This window comes from Mycolicibacterium gilvum, assembly GCF_900454025.1.
GTDB lineage: Bacteria > Actinomycetota > Actinomycetes > Mycobacteriales > Mycobacteriaceae > Mycobacterium > Mycobacterium gilvum.
Genome location: NZ_UGQM01000001.1, coordinates 3,216,935 through 3,235,848, shown reverse-complemented (window position 1 = coordinate 3,235,848; position 18,914 = coordinate 3,216,935). Strand labels below are relative to the sequence as shown.

General features: G+C 66.4%; 12 protein-coding genes. 5 read left to right on the top strand and 7 right to left on the bottom strand.

Features of this window, described 5'->3' with window-relative positions; genetic code table 11:
* Positions 1-9: 9 nt before the first annotated feature.
* Positions 10-1,290 carry a glycosyltransferase gene (locus DYE23_RS15155; protein WP_115327548.1) on the bottom strand — a complete coding sequence of 427 codons (1,281 nt, stop codon included), beginning with the start codon at positions 1,288-1,290 and terminating at the stop codon, positions 10-12.
* A gap of 186 nt (positions 1,291-1,476) precedes the next feature.
* Here DYE23_RS15155 and DYE23_RS15150 point away from each other — a divergent pair, with 186 nt between their 5' ends.
* Positions 1,477-3,117, top strand: coding sequence for a GMC oxidoreductase (locus DYE23_RS15150; RefSeq protein WP_115328982.1), 1,641 nt, complete (start codon positions 1,477-1,479; stop codon positions 3,115-3,117).
* Between the two features lie 27 nt (positions 3,118-3,144).
* Here the strand turns inward: DYE23_RS15150 and DYE23_RS15145 are convergent, their stop codons facing one another.
* From DYE23_RS15145 to DYE23_RS15125, 5 genes are all read right to left on the bottom strand, one after another.
* The gene (locus DYE23_RS15145) at positions 3,145-4,143 is read right to left on the bottom strand and encodes a Gfo/Idh/MocA family protein (protein ID WP_115327547.1); all 999 of its coding nucleotides are present in this window, start codon (positions 4,141-4,143) and stop codon (positions 3,145-3,147) included.
* A gap of 90 nt (positions 4,144-4,233) precedes the next feature.
* On the bottom strand, positions 4,234-5,232 hold the full coding sequence (locus DYE23_RS15140) for a Gfo/Idh/MocA family protein (RefSeq protein ID WP_264033060.1): 999 nt from the start codon (positions 5,230-5,232) through the stop codon (positions 4,234-4,236).
* Positions 5,233-5,262: 30 nt separating this feature from the next.
* Positions 5,263-6,069, bottom strand: coding sequence for a TylF/MycF family methyltransferase (locus DYE23_RS15135; protein WP_172527922.1), 807 nt, complete (start codon positions 6,067-6,069; stop codon positions 5,263-5,265).
* A 119-nt stretch (positions 6,070-6,188) separates the two neighbouring features.
* On the bottom strand, positions 6,189-7,463 hold the full coding sequence (locus DYE23_RS15130) for a glycosyltransferase (RefSeq protein WP_115327544.1): 1,275 nt from the start codon (positions 7,461-7,463) through the stop codon (positions 6,189-6,191).
* Positions 7,464-7,497: 34 nt separating this feature from the next.
* Positions 7,498-8,490 carry a sulfotransferase family protein gene (locus DYE23_RS15125; RefSeq protein WP_115328981.1) on the bottom strand — a complete coding sequence of 331 codons (993 nt, stop codon included), beginning with the start codon at positions 8,488-8,490 and terminating at the stop codon, positions 7,498-7,500.
* Between the two features lie 335 nt (positions 8,491-8,825).
* Here DYE23_RS15125 and DYE23_RS15120 point away from each other — a divergent pair, with 335 nt between their 5' ends.
* Entirely contained in the window at positions 8,826-10,238 is a 1,413-nt protein-coding gene (locus DYE23_RS15120; protein WP_147292287.1) for a hypothetical protein, read from the top strand.
* A gap of 3 nt (positions 10,239-10,241) precedes the next feature.
* On the opposite strand, the gene DYE23_RS15115 is transcribed toward DYE23_RS15120, so the two are convergent.
* A complete protein-coding gene (locus DYE23_RS15115) occupies positions 10,242-11,756 on the bottom strand; it encodes an MFS transporter (RefSeq protein WP_115327542.1) in 1,515 nt (504 codons plus the stop codon).
* A 780-nt stretch (positions 11,757-12,536) separates the two neighbouring features.
* Here DYE23_RS15115 and DYE23_RS15110 point away from each other — a divergent pair.
* The 3 genes from DYE23_RS15110 to DYE23_RS15100 are packed head-to-tail and all read left to right on the top strand — an operon-like array spanning position 12,537 to position 18,869.
* Positions 12,537-12,959, top strand: coding sequence for an MmpS family transport accessory protein (locus DYE23_RS15110; protein WP_115328980.1), 423 nt, complete (start codon positions 12,537-12,539; stop codon positions 12,957-12,959).
* On the top strand, positions 12,956-15,841 hold the full coding sequence (locus DYE23_RS15105; protein ID WP_115327541.1) for an MMPL/RND family transporter: 2,886 nt from the start codon (positions 12,956-12,958) through the stop codon (positions 15,839-15,841). The genes DYE23_RS15110 and DYE23_RS15105 overlap by 4 nt, the downstream gene beginning before the upstream one ends.
* Before the next feature lie 37 nt (positions 15,842-15,878).
* The gene (locus tag DYE23_RS15100; RefSeq protein ID WP_115327540.1) at positions 15,879-18,869 is read left to right on the top strand and encodes an MMPL/RND family transporter; all 2,991 of its coding nucleotides are present in this window, start codon (positions 15,879-15,881) and stop codon (positions 18,867-18,869) included.
* Positions 18,870-18,914 lie beyond the last annotated feature (45 nt).

The window sequence follows — 18,914 nt, the reverse complement described above, 5'->3', positions numbered from 1 at the left end:
CCCGAGACGTCAGACGGCGCTGCGCAGGCGGGCGAACTCCTCGACGTGATCGGCCGCGGCGGCCGCGCTCTGGGCCGGTGTGCTCGTCTGCGCCGCGAGGGTGCGCGCGCCTGCGACGTACTCCGGCGCCAGGATCCGGCGCAGATCTTTGATCAGGGTCTTCTCCGTGGTGGCGGAGAAGCGGCGGCCGGTGCCCACGTGGAGGCGTTTGAGCTGTGCTGCGAAGAACGGCTGATCGGGCAGGGTCCACAGAACCAGCTGCGGGACCCCGGCACGCAGACAGGCGGCGAGCGTACCGGAGCCCCCGTGATGCACCACGGCGCGACACATCGGGAAGATGGTCGCGTAGTTCACCTGTCCGACGAGCCTGATGTTGTCGTACTCGGGCACCCCGCCGAAATCCGTACCGCCGGCGCCGACCACGGCGCGCAGCCCCAGCGCCGAGCAGGCCCCCGCGATCATCGCGGCGGTCTCGGCCGGGGATCCGAGGGGGACGCTGCCGAATCCGAAGAACAGCGGCGGCTCCCCGCTGGCAATCCACGCCGCGGTCTGTTCATCGGACTCGGTGGGCGACGCCATCGCCAGAGCGCCGACAAACGGTCTGCGCGGCGGGCGTCGACTGTTCCAATCCGCCCACTCCGAGGCCAGGCCCGGGAAACACACCTGCTCATAAGCCTGGATCTCCAACGCCCCCCTGTCGACGATGCGCCGCGGTGCGGGGCCGGTGCTGCCGGGCAGTCCCAGTTCGCGGCGCTGGGTGTCCTCGGCCGTGCGTGTCCCCCGCCACGCCGCCCAGTCGTTACCCGTCATGGCCAGCCGGCTCAACAACGGCGGGAGGAAGGGCAGCAACCGCCCGTGGGGGCGGCACGGAAAATACTGCAGGGTGGCCAGTGGGATATCCAGTGCCTCAGCGACATTGGCGGCGGGTTGTTCGAAGATCAGTCCGGTGAGCAGAAGATCGGCGTCGGCGCAGACCGAATGCAGCGTTCTGGTCATCTCCGTCCAGCATTCGGCGGCGAACGCTTCGGTCTCGCGGGCCATCCTGCTGATCTCCCTGAGCTTCCACGGCGTCCGCGAATAGCACGTGAAGTACCGCCGCTGCAGTTCCAGGACAGGACCGGAGTCCAGGCCGTACGCCACTGCCGCGAGGCCGGCCGACTCGGCGAAACCCACGAGGTTCGGCGGAACGGCGATCAGCACATCGTGGCCGCGCTGCTGCAGTTCCCGCCCTACGACGACGGCGGGTTCGACGTCTCCCCGGCCTCCGTAGCTCGACATCACGAATCTCATGTCAGTCTTTCCCGGTTCATCGCGGTTTCCGGCCTCTCGGTCGCGTGCGCACGCACGTCGGGGTCATTATGACCGGTTTTTGACGTCCAGGTAAGTGTTCAGCGGCGGCCGGCGCCCCGACGTTGATAGGATCCCGAATTGCCCAGGCGGTGCGCCTCTTTGGGCCTGACCGCTGAGGAGTGGGACGTGCCTGACACCGAGGTGGACGCGCGCGAAGCCGAAGCCGCCACCTGGGACGTGATCGTCATCGGCGCCGGCATGGGTGGGGGCGTCCTCGGCCATCGGTTGGCCCGCGCGGGTCGTCGCGTGCTGTTCGTGGAGAAGGGGCGGTCGACGCTGCCGGGTACGGCCGGAACGATTCGCGCCGCGGTTCCGGAACTGGCCGAGCCTCGCGCCGGCCGATCCGCCGAGACCTACTTCGACGCGCTCGCCCGTGCGGGGCGATCCACCGACGAAGTCGAGGACATCAGCGGTCGGCGTCCGAAACGTTTCGTGCCGTTCATCGGCAGCGGGACCGGCGGGTCTTCGGCGCTCTACGGAATGGTGTGCGAACGCTTCTTCGCTCAGGACTTCACACCCCGACAGAACTTCACCGATCCCGGCGATTCCACGGTCCCGGACGCCTGGCCGGTCAGTTATGACGAGATGGCGCCGTGGTATTCGGAGGCGGAAAGACTGCTCAAGGTACGGGGCCAAGCAGATCCCCTCCGACCTGAATCAGCTGCTGTCGGTTTGCCTTCGGCACCGCCGTTCTCCCCCGACAACCGCCCTCTCGTCGCCCATCTGGCCGATCGGGGATTGAACCCTTACCACCTCCCGATGGCGTGTGACTACACCGACGGGTGCATGACGTGCCAGACATTCCTGTGTGACCGGCCCTGCAAGAACGAGGCGGCCCGCAACTGCGTGCTGCCCGCTGTCACCGAGCACGGCGCCCGGCTGTTGACCGAGTGCCGCGTGGTGCACCTGGATGCCGATCGCCGCCGGGTGCGCACTGTGATCTGCGAGCATCGCGGTACCACGCTTGCGCTGAAAGGCCGCGTGGTCGTGCTGGCCGCCGGGGCGCTGGCCACGCCCCTGATCCTGCTCAACTCCCGCTCCGGGGACTGGCCCGGCGGATTGGCCAACGGTTCGGACTGGGTCGGCCGGAATCTGATGCGCCACCTGCTCGACCCGATCGAGATCTGGCCGGAACGTGACTCCGCGATCACGCACGCCAACAAGGAGATCGGCCTGAACGACTTCTACTTCTGGCAAGGTCAGAAGTACGGCACCATCCAGTCGTTCGGCGCCATCCCACCCATGGAGTGGGTGATCAACCGGCCTGGTCCGCAGGCAAGGGCATTGCGGCTGATGGCACCGATCGTTCGCGAGATCTACGAGAGATTCTTCACCGGCGGCCTGGTGCTGGCAGCGATGATGGAGGATCTGCCCTATCTGGACAACCGCGTGACACCGGCCGGCCGGACGGCGTCCGACGGCCGCCAGCGGATGCGCATCCAGTACCGCCTGCACCCCGGTGAGATCCGCCGGCACGCCGAGTTCCTGCGGCTGTTCACCCAGGTGCTCGAACCCTTTCGCACCCGTGCGCTGGGTAGCGGCAGGAACAACGCCAACCTCGGTCATGTCTGTGGCACATGCCGTTTCGGTACGGACCCGGCGACCAGTGTTCTCGACCCGCAGAACCGGGCCCATGACGTCGAGAACCTCTATGTCGTCGACACGTCGTTCTTCCCGTCGAGCGCCGGACTGAATCCCAGTCTGACCGTCGCGGCCAACGCGTTACGGGTGGCCGATCACATCGATCGGGTCGATTTCGCGGTGTGAGTGATCCGCGGTGCGGTGCTGTCGGACTCAGCTGGGTTCGCGCACAGGCAGGCCGGCGCACCGGTAGATGTCGTCGATGAGGGCCATGTTCTCGGCGGCGTCCTGCGGCGTCGTCCGTACCGGCTCCCCCCGTAATACCGCGCCTGCGAAAGTGTCGAGCTGATAGCTGTACGTGGGTCGCCGGGAGAAACGCTCCACGCGCCTTCCTGCCGCAGAGCGGATCGAGAGTCGGGGAAAAAGATGTGGCGCAGCCGGACTCAGCACCCGCAGCTCACCCTTGTCGCCCACCACCTTCGCCCGCGCCCGGAACAGGTCCGCCGACCACAACGCGCAGCGCAGCCGGCCGGTGTGCCCCTCCGGGTACTGCAATTCCGCGCTCATGGCGCGATCCACCCGAGGGTCCTTCAGCTTCGCCTGTGCGGAGACGACTTTCGGTGTCGATCCGCCGAAGGTGCGTGCCATGTTGGCCACGTAGCTGCCGGCGTCCATCATCGCGCCGCCGGCAAGAGAGTAGTTGTAGCAGTTCGCCGTGAAGGGTCGCAGCATCACGCACAGGGCGATGTCGACCAGTTCGAGCGTTCCCAGTTCCCCCGAGGCGATGATCTCCTGCACCCGCAGCGTCAGCGGATGATGCCGGAACTGGATCGCCTCCATCACCACCCGATCCGACCGGGCCGCCAGGTCGGCTATCTCCCGGGCTTCGGCGCCGTTGGCGGTGAACGGTTTCTCGCACAGCACGTGCTTTCCGGCCTCGAGCGCTTTCCTGGTCCATCGACCGTGCATGCTCGTCGGCACCAGCACGTAGATCGCATCCAGATCGGGGTCGTCGATCAGCGCCTCGTAGCTTCCGTACGCGCGTGCGATTCCGTGCTTGGCGGCGAAGGCCTTCGCGCTGGCGTCGTCGCGTGCCGCAACCGCCGCCACGTCCACCTCACGGTTGCCGCGAGCCGGGTTGATCAGTGTCGTCGGAGCGAAACTCGAAGCGCCCAGAATGCCGATACGCACCGGCGCCACGCTGTCAGGCATGGATCGACGCTAGCAGTAGATCCGCAGCGACGGCACGGTTTGGATTCGCCAGAAGTGGCGTACAGATCACACTTTCGGGCCAACATCCCGTCATGACGGTTGGCGTGGCGAGAGACCGGCGGCGGTGTAGATCTCGTCGATGACGGACATGTTCTCGACCGCGTCCTCGGCTGTCGTCGGCACCGGTTCACCATGGATCACCGCTGCGGCGAAGGCGTCGAGCTGATAGGCGTACGACGTTCGGCGAGAAAACCGTTCCACCCGTCGGCCTTCGGCGGACCGCACGCTCAAGCGGTGGAACAGATGCGGCAGCACGGGATTGGTCAACCGCAATGTCGCGCGCTCACCGACCACGGTGGCGCTCACGCGAAGCAGGCTCGTCGACCACATCGAACAGCGGATCCGTCCGCTGTGTCCCTGGGCGAACCGCAACGTCGCCGTCATGGCGCGGTCGACCTGCGGTCCGCGCAACTTCGCTTGCGCGGCGAGGACTTTCGGGGTCGACCCACCGAATGTGCGGACCATGTGGATCGCGTAACAGCCCGCATCCATGGTCGCACCGCCGGCGAGCGCATGGTCATAGCGGATGTCGGAGAACCGCGGCAGTGGAAAGCAGAAGTTCGCGTCGACGTGTGTGAGCGTCCCGAGCTCCCCGGAGGCGATGATCTCCTCCGCCCGCCGGATCAGCGGGTGGTAGCGGTAGTGGAACGCCTCCATCACCACCCGGTCCGACGCGGCTGCCGCCTCGGCGAGGTGCCGGGCTTCGGCGGCATTGGCGGCGAACGGCTTTTCGCACAGCACGTGTTTACCGGCGTCGAGTGCGGCCAGGGTCCACCTACCGTGCAGGCCGTTCGGCAGCGGGTTGTACACCGCATCCACCTCGGGATCCGCAATCAGCGCCTCGTAGCTGTCGTGCACGTGGCCGATGTCGTGTTTGTCCGCAAAGGCTTTCGCGCGCGAGATGTCGCGGGCCGCGATCGAGACCACCTCGATGTCCGGGTTGTCCCGCGCGGGAGCGACCAGGGCCATGGGTGCGATCTGGGCAGCCCCGAGGATGCCGACCCGTATCGGTGTCCGGCTTTCAGGCAAGGCCGGCACGCATCGGGTCGGCGTCGGTTCTCACGCGCACCAAAACACTCCTGTGCCGTCGATGTCGACGATGGGGGCGGTGATCCCGTGCTTGTCGCGGTAGTCGGTGACCGCCAGCTCGCAGGCCTTCACGGCGCGGTAGTCGTCGACGATGCAGAACCCGCCGGGCGAGAGTTTCGGATACAGGGCGTCGAGCGCCTGGATCGTCGACTCGTAGAGGTCGCCGTCGAGTCTGAGTACCGAGATCCTGTCGATCGGGGCGTCGTGGAGGGTGTCCTTGAACCAGCCCGGCAGGAAGCGCACCTGATCGTCCAGGAGGCCGTATCGCTCGAAGTTCGCCCGCACCTCGTCCTCCGAGACCCCGAGAATGCCTGCTGCGAAGTCCGCCCGAATTCCTTTGTCCGCCTGATAGTTGTCAGGGTCGGAGCGCGGCACGCCCTGGAATGAGTCGGCGAGCCAGACCTGACGAGTCTCGTCACCGTACGCGGCGAGGACCGCACGCATGAGGATGCACGCGCCACCGCGCCAGACACCGCACTCGATGAGGTCCCCGGGGACGTCGTCGTGCAGGACCGTCTCGACGCACTCCTGCAGATTCGTGAGCCGCTTCATGCCGATCATCGTCTCGGCTTCGGCCGGCCAGTCCAGGCCCAGGTCGCGCTTGTTCTCGGTGAACGGGCTCAATCCCAGCCGCAGCGGGCTGACGGTGTTGATGGCCTTGAACAGGAGGCGCCTCCGCAGTGGCCACCGCGACGGCACACGCTCGTGCATCCCGTATCGGGTCAGGTTGCGCCTGAGGAGATCCAGGTACAGCGATCGGACGTCGTAGTCGGTCACAGTCAAGAGGCGCCCCTATCTCGCATCCCTGCTTCCGGGCAGAGTTTGAACACGGGGCGCAGTCTACGTTCTGATATTGACGGAGAAGTTATTAATGGTGGAATTGGCGCCGGGTTGCCTCACCGCTGCACGCGCAGGTACTCCTCGATCCGATCTGCCGCCTGCGCGCGGCTGAGTGCGGACGGCGTGATCTGCGAGGCGACCTCACGTGCGCGGACGCGGTACCCGGGGTCGAGTATCGTGCGCAGATCGGCAACCAGAGATTTCTCGGTGGTGCTCGAAAAGCGCCGGGCGGTGCCCACTTCGAGCCGCTTGACGGCTGCACCCCATACCATCTGGACGTCCGCCATCCACAGGATCAGGGTGGGTACACCGGCGCGCAGGCTCGCGGCGGTCGTCCCTGCGCCGCCGTGGTGGACGACCGCGCAGCAGGCCGGGAAGACCGTCGAGAAGTTCACCGCGCCGACGACTTTGACGTGCTCCGGCACCGAAGTGGCGTCGAAGTCACTCCAGCCGGCGCCCACCAGCGCCCGTCGGTCCAGGCGGGCACTGGCTGCGGCGATCATCGCGATCGTTTCGGTCGGCGATTGGACCGGGATGCTTCCGAAGCCGAAGAAGATCGGCGGTGTCCCGGCCTCTATCCATGAGGTGACGTCGTCGTCGTCATCGGTGGGCAGGTCCAGGGTCAGCGTTCCGACGAAAGGTCGCCGCGGAGGTGTCGCGGTGTTCCACTGCGCCCACTCGGCTGCCAGGCCGGGAAAGCACACCGCGTCGTAGGCCTGGATCTCCAGTCCCCCTCGGGCGGCGATCCGTGCCGGGGCCGACCGCGTCGTCGCGGGAAGTCCGAGCGTGCGGCGCTGGGTGTCCTCGCTGGTCTTCACGCCGCGTCCCACCACCCACTCGTAGGCCGTCATCGCCGCGCGGACGACGGGCGCCGGGACCTGCGGCAGCAGGTGTCCGTTCACCCGGATCGGAAACCACAGCAGGGTCGCCATCGGCATCGCGCGGAACTCCGCGACATTGAGCGCGAGCTCCTGATAGCTCATGCCGCTGACCAGGAGGTCGGCGCCGTCGGTGAGTTCGGCGAGCAACGAGCCCATGTCGGCCCACGCGCGGGTGCCGGGCTCTCGGGCCTGCCGCAGCAGTTCCCTGAGCTCGCCGAGCCGCCAGACATTGCGGAAGAAGCGGGCCCAGAAGTCTCGTGTCGACTCCAGCCAGGCCTGGTTGTCCGGTCCGTAGGCGACCGCATCGAGGCCGACGGACTCGGCGAACGCGACGAGATCGGGTGGGACGGCGATGCGGACCCGGTGCCCCCGGCGGACGAGCTCGCGACCGAGGGCGATCCCCGGCTCGACATCGCCGCGGGTTCCGTAGAACGCCAGCACGATGTTCATCGTGTCCTCACGGCCACACTCCTCCGGCCGAGCCCTAGGCCCAGGTGCCGCGACGCAGGTGGGCCAGCGCCAGGACCTCAAGGCCCACCTTGACCAGCGCCGGCACCATGAGCCGATTCAGGTTGCGGTAGCGCTGCGAATCCTCGAGGGCGGTGCGAAAACCCCGCTCGCACACCTGATATGCGTCGAAGACGCGATCGAGGACGCCGGGATCCCAGGGATCGTCACAGGCCGCGGCGGTGAGCTCGGTGTGCACCGCATTCACCCAGTCGGTGCCGAACGGCTCGCTGACGGATCCGCAATGTCGATGATGACGCAGAGTCGGGGTGAGGAATTCGTCGATCGCGGCGTCGTCCTGCGGGTCCAGATCGATCTGCAGAGCCGAGCTGATCCGCTTCATCTCGCGGCGCCAGTCATCGAGCAGATTGGCGAAGTCGACGATCACCCTGGGCACGTCGCGGGTGTCCCTTTCGGCCAGCAGCGTGTACTTCAGCCACCAGGCGCTGCTGAGCTCCGGCGACGGCCGCACGTAATTCTGCCGACTCGCGCGCTTGCCGATCGAGGCCGATGCCTCTTCCGGGTGGCGCATCGCGACCACCGCAGCCACGTCGAATCCCGCTCGCCGCGCACCGTCGAACCAGAGGTCGATCAACGCGGTGATCTTCGGTTCCTTGATCACGACCACTGGCGCGGAGGGCAGCGTGGCGAAGAAATCCCGGATCCTGTCCAACGCGGCGTCGTCTCCGTGGCCCGACGCCGGCTGCGCACCGGGGCGCAGGGCCAGGTCGTAGGCCGACATTCCCCTGCTGCGCAGGATCACCTCGTTCAGGTGGATCGCGGCGCGTGGTTCCCAGAATCCGCGTGAGTTCTCGGCCGTGGCGCCGAGGAGATTCGGCGGCAGCGCTGCGCCGCACAGCGACAGGACCCGCGCCAGCGCCGATGTCCCGGACCGCCCGAATCCCAGGACGAACAGTGCTACGGGGCGTGGCGGCGTCTCGGGTCGGACGCTCGAACTCTCCAGGTCCATCGTCAGCGACACGCGTCACGCGCGCCGGCGTGCCGCGGTGTCCCATACGCTGTCCACCCGGCCGCCACGGTGTTCGCCGCGGTGCCGCCCGCGAGATTGCGTCCCCTCCTGCTCACGTCGACAGGATAGGGACACCGCGCATCATTCGGCAAGGCAACCCGGCAACCGGGCGTAGTGAGACGAAAACCGTTACCGTAGGCCATCTTGACGGCAATGCAAATTTTACCCGAGGTCGTGACCGCGGTCGGCTACTCTCTGGCGTGACAGGCGGTACGCCCCGCCCGCCGCATGTCCGGACGACACGGGCAGATCTTGAGAGCATCGGAGGCTAGCTGGTGGCAGTCGGGATGCATTCGGCGCGTTCACGTTTCGATGACGGAGGGTCGGGAGACAAGACACTGTCCGATAATCGACTCGCGCTGCTGGACCAGGCCTTCTACGAAGGGCACCGCGCCGCAGGCCAGAAAGAGGTCATGCAGGTCGGGTGGGTCTACGAGCGTCCCGTCGACCTCGACCGTCTGCGCCGCTTCCAGGACAGTCTCGCGGGCGGCTTGCTGGGGCGTCTCATCGAGCGCTCGCCGTTGCCGTTCGGCAGGCATCGCTGGGTCACGGCGCCGGCGCCCCGGCCGATTCGCATCGCCGCCGGCCCTCGCGCACGGGCGGAGGTCGGTGACTGGTTCGACGAATGCACACAGCTGCCGGTCGACCCCGAAGCCGGCCCCGGGTTTCGTATCGACGTCCAGCCCCTGACAGACGGCTCCACCGCAGTCAGCCTGGTCCTGTCCCACTATGTGATCGACGGTATCGGCGGTGCGCTCGCGGTGACCGAGGCGATCCTGGACATGCCCCGCCATCTCGGTTATCCGCCGCCGCGCAGCCGCACCCGCCGCCAGGCGGTGTTCCAGGACGCGCGCGAGGCCGCCCGCGAGATACCTGCGGTCGCGCACGCGTTCGTGGCAGCGATCCGGGAGGCCCGCCGGCGCCGGGATGAGGACGGGCGATCGACAGCGTTGCGCCCGCGGGCCGTCGCAGAACGCGATTCGGATCAACCGGTGATCGCACCGAGTGTCTGGATCCGTTTCCCGCAGGACGAGTGGAACGCCCGGGCGGCTGCACTGGGCGGCAGCCACAGCACGCTCGCCGCCGCGTTCACCGCACGACTCGACGAACGTATGGGTCGTGAACACGGTGGGTCCGACGGTGTGCCGGTGCTCCTCACGGTCAACGACCGGACCACTGCGGACGATGCGCGCGCGATCGCGGTGAAATTCGTCCGGGCACGGATCTGCACCGCAGGGGTCACCTCGGATCTCAAGCCTGCGCGCGCGGCCATCAAAGACGCATTGCAGCGTGCGCAGGAAACAGTCGACGACGCAACACAACTGGTCGCGCTCACCCCGTTCACGCCGAAGCGGACCTGGCGCCGGCTCGCGGAGTACGCGCGCGACGCCCCCGAGCAGCCCGCGGTCTGTTCGAATCTCGGGGACACCGGACCTGCGGCCATCCGCCCCGACGGGTCGCTGTGTGATGCCGCGTTCGCCAGGGGCGCGAGCCAGCACCTGACCCAGCGCTGGCTCGACCGCATCGGCAGTCAGGTGCACGTCTACTACGGCACGGCGGCAGAGATGAACATGGTCACCATCTACGTCTGTGCCTTCCGGCCGGGTGTGGTGAACACCAGGGCCGACCTGAGCGCACTCGTCGCGCAGGTCTCGGATGACTTCGGGCTGCTGGGCAGGATCGAGTAGCCCTCAGCCGGCGGCCCCGTCGTCGAATTCCTTCTGCACCTGGCGTGCGTGCGCGACCTGGGCGGAGGTGTACCGGATGAACAGCGCCACCCCCGCGAGAAGGACGGCGACTCCCCCGAGCCACAGCACCCCGTGCGTGTAACTCTGGCCGAGCGCATCGAGTTGACGTTCGGACATTCCGGGTACGGGGCCGGTGGTACCGCCCAACTGGATTGTGCGCCAGGTGATGACGGCCTGGATGACGACCAGCACGGTAGGGCCGCCGACACTCTGCAGCATCACGATGATCGCTGCGGTGGGACCGATGCGGTCAGGGCCGACGCTGGCGATCAGTGACAGGCCGAGCGGTACGTTCACGATGCCGATGCCGAAGGCGCCGATCACGATCGGTACGACGAGATCCGGGAAGTACGGCATGTCACTGTGCAGCGTCAGCCCGCCGAAGACCATCGCGCCGAGGACCAGGGTGGCCCCCGCGATCACGACGACACGGGGAGCCAGGGACATCACCAACCGCGAGGACACCGCGGTCCCGAGGGCCATCGCGACAGCGATCGGTATGAAGCCCACGCCGGCCTGGGCGGGGCTGAAGCCCATGATGTTCTGCACGTAGAACGCGACGAGGACGGTCAGTGTGAAACTCGTTCCCGTGGAAAGTAATACAGCGAGAAAGCACGCGAACCGGTCCCGGTCCCGGAAGAGGCTGAACGGTACGATCGGGTTCTGCGCGGTCCTCTCCACGATCACGAAGGCGGTCAGCGCGACCAGCGCGGCCAGGCCCAGGCCGATCGTGGTCGGTGACAGCCACCCTTTCTCCGGTCCCATCGACAGGCCGAAGACGGTGGCCGTGATCGTCAACGTCGCCAGTACCGCCCCGGCGACGTCCAGCCGCAGCAGCTCTTTCTGGGTCTCCCTGAGCATGTGGCGGGCCACGAAGATCACCAGGATGCCGATCGGGACATTGACCAGGAACGCCAGTCTCCAGGACACCTCGGTGAGCAGTCCGCCCACCACGAGGCCCAGGACGGCGCCGATACTGGCCAGCGCACCGAACACCGCTATCGCCGCATTGCGCGCGGGCCCCTTCGGGAAGGTGGTGGCCAGCAGGGCGGTACACGTGGGCGTGACGATCGCCGCGGCGACGCCGTGCAACAGGCGGGCCACGACGAGCGAGTGGCCATTCCAGGCGATGCCGCACAGTATCGACGCGAACGTGAACAGCGCGACGCCGGCGAGGAATACGCGTTTTCGGCCGAAGGCGTCGCCGAGACGCCCGCCCAGAAGGATCAGGCCGCCGAACGTCAACAGGTAGGCCGTGATCACCCACGCGCGCGTCGCGTCCGAGAGGCCCAGCTCATTCTGGATCCTGGGAAGGGCGAACACCGCGACGGGACCGTCCATCGCCGCCACCAACTGGACTCCACCGATCGCGAGGACCGGCCCCAGGAAGTGTCGAGAGCGCAGCCAACCCGGAGGTAACCGTCCTGGTGTCTGCAGCGCGGTCGCTTCAGCCGACATCGATGTGTGCCCCGCTCTGCGTCGAGTACTGCCGCCGTAGCGCCCGACTGTAGCAGTTGGTCGTCACCGGGTGGCCCTTAAAATAACGCCAACGCATATTTTTTGACGCGGCCCGCCCGAGGGGTCGTGCGAGTCCTCGGGCGTAGACGTTCGGCATTGCCACCACCGGCGGCGTCAGGGGCGCGGCGACCGGACGCCGGCGCCGAGCAATGGTGCCTTGCGGTCCGCCGCGGGGCCGCGGTGACCGCGTCCCCTCTGTGGCACTGCGGGGCATATTCGCAGTTCAGCACCCCTCGGCGCCAGTGATTGTCGCCGCGTCGGGGCGGGTGGCTGTCACGGACGGGGCGACTCGCCCGGGGTGTACGGCACGGCACCTGTGCGTTTGCGGAAAACCGCCCTATGGTGGCTGTCGGCATGATTGACTCTGGCGTCAAATGTATGTCGCCTGTCGCCGCGCTGTCACGTGGGCCGCTCGCCGGGACGCGGAGGGCGACGTCGAGGACTGCGGCGTGAGTCCTCTGGGCCCGGCGGCGGCGGGACGATCCGGGAAGAAGGTGAGAGGTGGGTCCGGTGGTCGGCGGCAGCTTGCCTGACGTAGACGGTCGAACCGGGGAATCGAGGGTCGAGCGGACACCGTCAGACGTCGCCGGAACAGACCGTCCCGACGCCGACGGGCCGCGTCGAGGATTCTTCGCGCGCGACCGGCGACCGCAGCCGCCCTCCTCGGGACCGGTGCCGCGACAGCGTCGCCGTGGGTTGGGTTTCGCGCTGTTCACCTTGCTGCGCAAGTTGTGGATCCCGCTTGTGATCGTGATCGTGGTGGCTGCGGGAGGGTTCACGGTGTCGCGGCTTCACGGCGTCTTCGGTTCCGACGATTCGCTGACCTACGGTGACACCGCCACCGACACGGCGAAACCGGTCAACCCGAAGATGTTGAGGTACGAGATCTTCGGTCCCCCAGGGACGGTCGCCCAGATCAGCTTCTTCAACGGCAACGGTGATCCGCAGTTCCTGGAAGGGGTGCCACTACCGTGGTCGTTCGAGTTTCCGATCACCGGTGCCGCGGGCGTGGGAAGCATCGCGGCACAAGGTGACAGCGAGAGCCTCGGCTGCCGCATCCTGGTCGACGATGAGATCAAGGCCGAGGAGATCGCCACCCACGAGGCGAGCACATTCACTGCTTGTCTGCTGAAGGCCGCATGAGCAACCATTCTCTGCACAGCGGTCGTCCGCTCATCGCGCGGACGATTCATCGGTACTCCGCGCTGATCATCTTGGCCTGGTTGGCCGTCGTCGTCGCCCTGACGATGGGCGTGCCCTCGCTGGAGCAGGTCGAACAACAGCATTCGGTGTCGCTGAATCCCGTTGACGCACCCTCGATCCAGGCCTCGGAACGGATCAACGAGGCATTCGGTTCCGCCGACGGCGGCGGCGTGGTGATGATCGTCCTGGAAGGGCAGCAGCCGCTCGGCGACGATGCTCACCGGTACTACGACCACATGATCCGCCAGCTGCGGGCGGATACCGAGCACGTGCAGGACATCCAGGACTTCTGGGGCGACCCGCTGACGCGGGGCGCCGCCCAGAGCTCCGACGGCAAGGCAGCTTACGTCCAGGTCACTCTGCCCGGTGGATCGGATCAGGCATCGACGAACGCGTCGGTGGCTGCGATCCGGCATGTCGTCGAGAACACGCCGCCACCGTCGGGGGTCGAGGCGTTCGTCACGGGCCCGTCGGCGATCGCCACCGATGTCGGCGAAAGTGGCAACAGGACGGTCATTCTCGTCACCGCTGTCAGCGTCGCGGTGATCTTCGTGATGCTGCTGCTGGTCTATCGCTCGATCTGGACCGTCCTGCTGCTCCTCCTGGTGGTGGGCATTCAGCTTCAAGCGGCCCGCGGTGTCGTCGCGCTGCTGGGCCATCACGGCATGCTCGGGCTCACCACCTTCGGGGTGAACCTTCTCGTCGCGCTGTGCATCGCGGCGGGAACCGATTACGGGATCTTCTTCATCGGGCGCTACCAGGAGGCCCGGCAGGCCGGCGAAGACAGGATCTCGGCCTACTTCACGACCTACCACGGCGTGGCGAAGGTGGTGCTGGCGTCGGGGCTGACCATCGCCGGAGCGCTGTACTGTCTGAGCTTCACCCGGCTTCCGCTGTTCAACGCGCTGGCTCTGCCGACCGCGATCGGTGTGCTGGTCGCGGTCGCTGTCGCCTTGACGCTGTTCCCCGCGGTTCTGGTGGCGGGGAGCCGGATCGGCCTGTTCGACCCGAAACGCAACCTTCAGGTTCGTGGGTGGCGTCGGTTGGGCACCGCCATCGTCCGCTGGCCCGCTCCGATCCTGGTCGCGACGATGGCGGTCACCCTGCTCGGTCTGCTGGCACTGCCGGGGTTCAAACCCAGCTACAACGATCAGAAGTACCTTCCTCATGACATTCCGGCCAACGAGGGCATGGCTGCGGCCAAGCGGCACTTCCCGGAGTCGGCGATGATGACGCCCGAGGTGCTGATGGTCGAGACCGACCACGACCTGCGCAACCCCGCCGATTTCCTGGTGCTCAACAGGTTGGCCAAAGCGATCCTCGCGGTGCCCGGCATCTCCAACGTGCAGGCGGTGACGCGCCCTGAGGGAATTCCGATGGCCCGCGCCACGATCCCGTACATGCTGAGCATGCAGCAGGCGGGTCAGCAGCAGTACATGCAGTTCCAGAAGTCGCGGATGGACGATCTTCTGGTCCAGGCGAACATGCTCGAAGAGATGGTCGCCATCATGCAGCGGATGCACGGCCTGATGGGGCAGATGGTCGACACCACCCGCGACATGGTCGCCACCACCCACGAGGTGCAGGAGATCACGGCCGAATTGCGGGACAACATCGCCAATTTCGAGGACATGTGGCGACCCATCCGCAACTACCTCTACTGGGAGCCGCACTGCGTCAACATTCCGCTGTGCTTCTCGATTCGCAGCGTGTTCGAGGTGGTCGACAGTGTCGACCAGGTGTCGGAGAAGCTCGACGGACTCGTCGAGAATCTCGACCAACTCAATGTGCTGCTGCCCCAGATCGTCGACCAGTTCCCGGAGATGATCGCGATCATGTCCAGCATGCGCACCATGATGCTGAGCATGCACAGCACCATGTCCGGCATCTTCGGTCAGATGGACAGCAGCACCGGGGAGAGTCCGACCGCGATGGGCAAGGCGTTCGACGAGGCCCAGAACGACGACACATTCTTTATTCCGCCGGAAGTCTTCCAGAACAAAGACTTTCAGCGTGTCATGGACATCTTCATCTCGCCGGACGGCAAGTCGGTTCGGATGCTGGTGCTGCAGAACGGCGACCCCGCCTCACCCGAGGGCATCGCCCGGGTGGCGGAGATCAAGAGTGCGGCCGAGGAGGCGCTCAAGGGCACTCCCCTGGAGGGCTCGAAGATCTACCTGACGGGGACTGCTGCGATCACCAAGGACATGGTGGTCGGCTCCGAATACGACTTCATGATCGCGGTGGTGGCGGCGATCTGTCTGATCTTCATCGTGATGCTGATCATGACGCGAAGTCTGGTCGCCGCGACGGTGATCGTCGGCACCGTGCTGATCTCGCTGGGCGCCGCGTTCGGCGTGTCGATCTTCGTGTGGCAGTACGTCATCGGCGTCCAGATCCACTGGGCGGTCCTGGTGATGACCGTCATCACCCTGTTGGCGGTCGGGTCCGACTACAACCTGCTGCTGGTGGCCCGCATCAAGGACGAACTCGGCGCAGGTATCAACACCGCGATCATCCGGGCCATGGGCGGAACGGGCAAGGTGGTCACGACGGCGGGCCTGGTGTTCGCGGCGACCATGGGCTCGATGGTGGTCAGCGACCTGCGCAGCATCGGTCAGGTGGGCACGACCATCGCCCTCGGTCTGATGTTCGACACCCTGATCGTGCGCGCGTTCATGACCCCCGCGATCGCCGCGCTGCTGGGTCGGTGGTTCTGGTGGCCGCAGCAGGTACGTCCGCGGCCCACGAGCGCGTTCCTGCGGAGCACCGGAACCAGGCCCCTCGTCCGCGCCCTGTTGCAGAACCCACCGCCGAAGTGATCGGAGCCCGCTCGGATGCGCGCGTGGTGAACACCGCATGAGCAACCACCAGCTGCACAAGGGTCGGCCCCTGATCGCCCGCTCGCTGCGGATGCTCGCGCCGGTGACGATCGTCGGCTGGGTGGCGCTGACCCTCCTCGTCACCTTCGCGGTCCCCTCCCTCGAGCAGGTCGGCCGCGAACAGTCCGTGCCGATGAGCCCCAAGGACGCGCCCTCGGTCCAGGCGATGGCACAGATGGGACAGCTGTTCGGTGAGTCCAGTTCCGACAGCACCGCGATGATCGTGCTCGAAGGGCAAGAGCCGCTGGACGACTCGGCCCGACGGTACTACGACCAGTTGGTCGGCGAGTTGAAGAAGGATTCTGCGCACATCGAGAATGTGCAGGATCTGTGGGGCGACCGGCTCACGGCGGCGGGTGCGCAGAGTCCCGACGGCAAGGCCGTCTACGTGCAGTTGAACCTCGTCGGCGACCAGGGCTCGTCGGCGGGTGTCGAATCGGTCGCCGCGGTGCGCGCCATCGTCGACCGTTCGCCGCCGCCCCCGGGAGTCTCGGTATACGTCACCGGTGCCGCGCCGCTGCTGGCCGACATGCAGCACAGCGGCGAGAGTTCCATCCTCAAGATGACACTGATCGGCGCAGTGATCATCTTCGTCGTGTTGATGATCGTCTACCGGTCGGTCATCACCGTGATCGCGCTGTTGATCACCGTGGGCATCGAATTGTTCGCCGCGCGCGGGATCGTCGCGTTTCTCGGCGATCAGGAAGTCTTTCTGCTGTCGACATTCGCGATCAATCTGCTCGTGGCGCTGGCGATGGCGGCCGGCACCGATTACGGGATCTTCTTCTTCGGCCGGTATCAGGAAGCGCGCAACGCGGGAGAGGACCGCGAAACGGCGTTCTACACCACTTACCGCGGGGTGGCTCCGGTTGTGCTCGGGTCCGGTCTCACCATCGCCGGGGCGTTGATGTGTCTGAGTTTCACCCGCATGCCGATCTTCCAGACCATCGGTCTGCCGTGCGCGGTCGGGATGCTCGTCGCCGTCGCGGTGGCACTGACGCTGGTTCCCGCGGTGCTGGCTCTCGGCGGTCGGGCGGGTCTGTTCGATCCCACCCGTGCGATCAACGTGCGTCGGTGGCGACGGATCGGCACGGCGATCGTTCGCTGGCCCGGCCCGATTCTCGTCGCAACACTGGCGGTCACGTTGATCGGGTTGGTCGCGCTGCCGGGATACCAGACGAGTTACGATGATCGGCAGTACATTCCGGAAGACGTCCCCGCCAACGCGGGATACGCTGCCGCGGACCGCCACTTCTCGCAAGCCCGGATGATGCCGGACATCCTGATCGTCGAATCCGACCGCGACATGCGCAATCCGGCGGACTTCATCGTGCTGCACAAGATCGCCAAGGCCATCTTCGAGGTTCCCGGTGTCTCGCGCGTCCAGAGCATCACCAGGCCGGAGGGGACGCCGCTGGAACGCACCTCCATACCGTTTCTCATCAGCATGCAGAACGCCGGACAGCAGCAGATGATGAAGCACATGCAGGACCGTGTCGACGACATGGGCGCACAGGCCGACATGCTGGCCAGACAGATCGAATTGGCCAGGCGGATGTACGACCTGCAGGGCCAACTCACCGACACGACGCTGAGATCCGTTGCGCTGGTGAAGGAACTGGTCGTCGTCATGGACGAGTTGCGGGACAACATGGCGAACTTCGACGACTTCTTCCGGCCGATCCGCAACTATCTGTACTGGGAACCGCACTGCTACAACATCCCGTTGTGCTTCTCGATCAGGAGCGTGTTCGACTCCCTGGACGGGATCGATCGGATCGCCGCCAAGATGCACGAGCTGCAGGGTGATCTCGAGAACTTCGTGGTTCTACTGCCCGAGCTCCTCGCGCAGCTACCTCGGACCATCGAGATCATGGAGTCCATGCGTTCCATGCTGTTGACGATGCACAGCACGATGGAGGGCACCTTCGGTGTGGTGGACAATTCGACGCAGGACGTGACGGCCATGGGTCAGGCCTTCGATGCGGCGAACAACGACGACTCGTTCTATCTGCCCCAGGAAGTGTTCAGCAACCCCGATTTTCAACGGGCCATGAGTTCGTTCCTGTCCCCCGACGGCAAGGCCGTGCGGTTCATCATCTCGCACAAGAACGATCCAGGCTCCCCCGAAGGCATCGGCGGTATCCAACCCATCCGGGATGCGGTCCAGGAGGCGTTGAAGACGACGCCGCTGCGCGGCGCGCAGGTGTACATGGGCGGAAGTGCCTCGACGTTCAAGGATTTCGAGGAAGGCTCGAAGTACGACCTGCTGATCGCCGCGGTGAGCGCGCTGTGCCTCATCTTCCTGATCATGCTTCTCATCACCCGGGGATTCGTGGCGTCCGTCGTGATCGTCGGCACGGTGGCGTTGTCGCTGGGCGCGTCCTTCGGGCTCTCGGTGCTGATCTGGCAGTACATCTTCGGTGTCCCGCTGCACTGGATGGTTCTGCCCATGGCGGTGATCGTCCTTCTCGGCGTCGGTTCGGACTACAACCTGCTGCTCGTGTCACGGATGAAAGAGGAGCTCGGGGCCGGTATCAACACCGGCATCATCCGCGCCATGGGCGGCACCGGCAAGGTCGTGACGAACGCCGGGTTGGTGTTCGCGTTCACCATGGCCGCGATGGTGTTCAGCGACCTGATGGTCATCGGCCAGGTGGGTACGACCATCGGACTGGGGCTTCTGTTCGACACCCTTGTCGTCCGGGCGTTCCTGACGCCCGCCATCGCCGCGCTCATCGGGCGCTGGTTCTGGTGGCCCATCGTCGTACGGCCCCGGCCGAGCCCGCGGCTGCACGCGGTCAGTTCGCGTCCGATCGCCGCACACACGCTGGTGCGAGAGCGACACACCGCCGACCTCGCCGGCACCCGCATCCGTCACGACGATGACCTGCCCGACTTCGACGACTCCATCACAGCTCCCATTCCGAAGGGAGCGGTCGCCACTCTGCCCAAGCGGCGATCGTGAGCGTTCCGTCGCCCGGAGCGCAGCCGCGCTGACCGCGCTTGTGGC

What these genes read in the sequence shown, in the direction of transcription:
- DYE23_RS15155 (WP_115327548.1), bottom strand. Translation starts at nt 1,290, where the DNA reads ATGAGATTCGTGATGTCGAGCTACGGAGGCCGGGGAGACGTCGAACCC.
- DYE23_RS15145 (WP_115327547.1), bottom strand. Translation starts at nt 4,143, where the DNA reads ATGCCTGACAGCGTGGCGCCGGTGCGTATCGGCATTCTGGGCGCTTCG.
- DYE23_RS15130 (WP_115327544.1), bottom strand. Translation starts at nt 7,463, where the DNA reads ATGAACATCGTGCTGGCGTTCTACGGAACCCGCGGCGATGTCGAGCCG.
- DYE23_RS15125 (WP_115328981.1), bottom strand. Translation starts at nt 8,490, where the DNA reads ATGGACCTGGAGAGTTCGAGCGTCCGACCCGAGACGCCGCCACGCCCC.
- DYE23_RS15115 (WP_115327542.1), bottom strand. Translation starts at nt 11,756, where the DNA reads ATGTCGGCTGAAGCGACCGCGCTGCAGACACCAGGACGGTTACCTCCG.
- DYE23_RS15105 (WP_115327541.1), top strand. Translation starts at nt 12,956, where the DNA reads ATGAGCAACCATTCTCTGCACAGCGGTCGTCCGCTCATCGCGCGGACG.
- DYE23_RS15100 (WP_115327540.1), top strand. Translation starts at nt 15,879, where the DNA reads ATGAGCAACCACCAGCTGCACAAGGGTCGGCCCCTGATCGCCCGCTCG.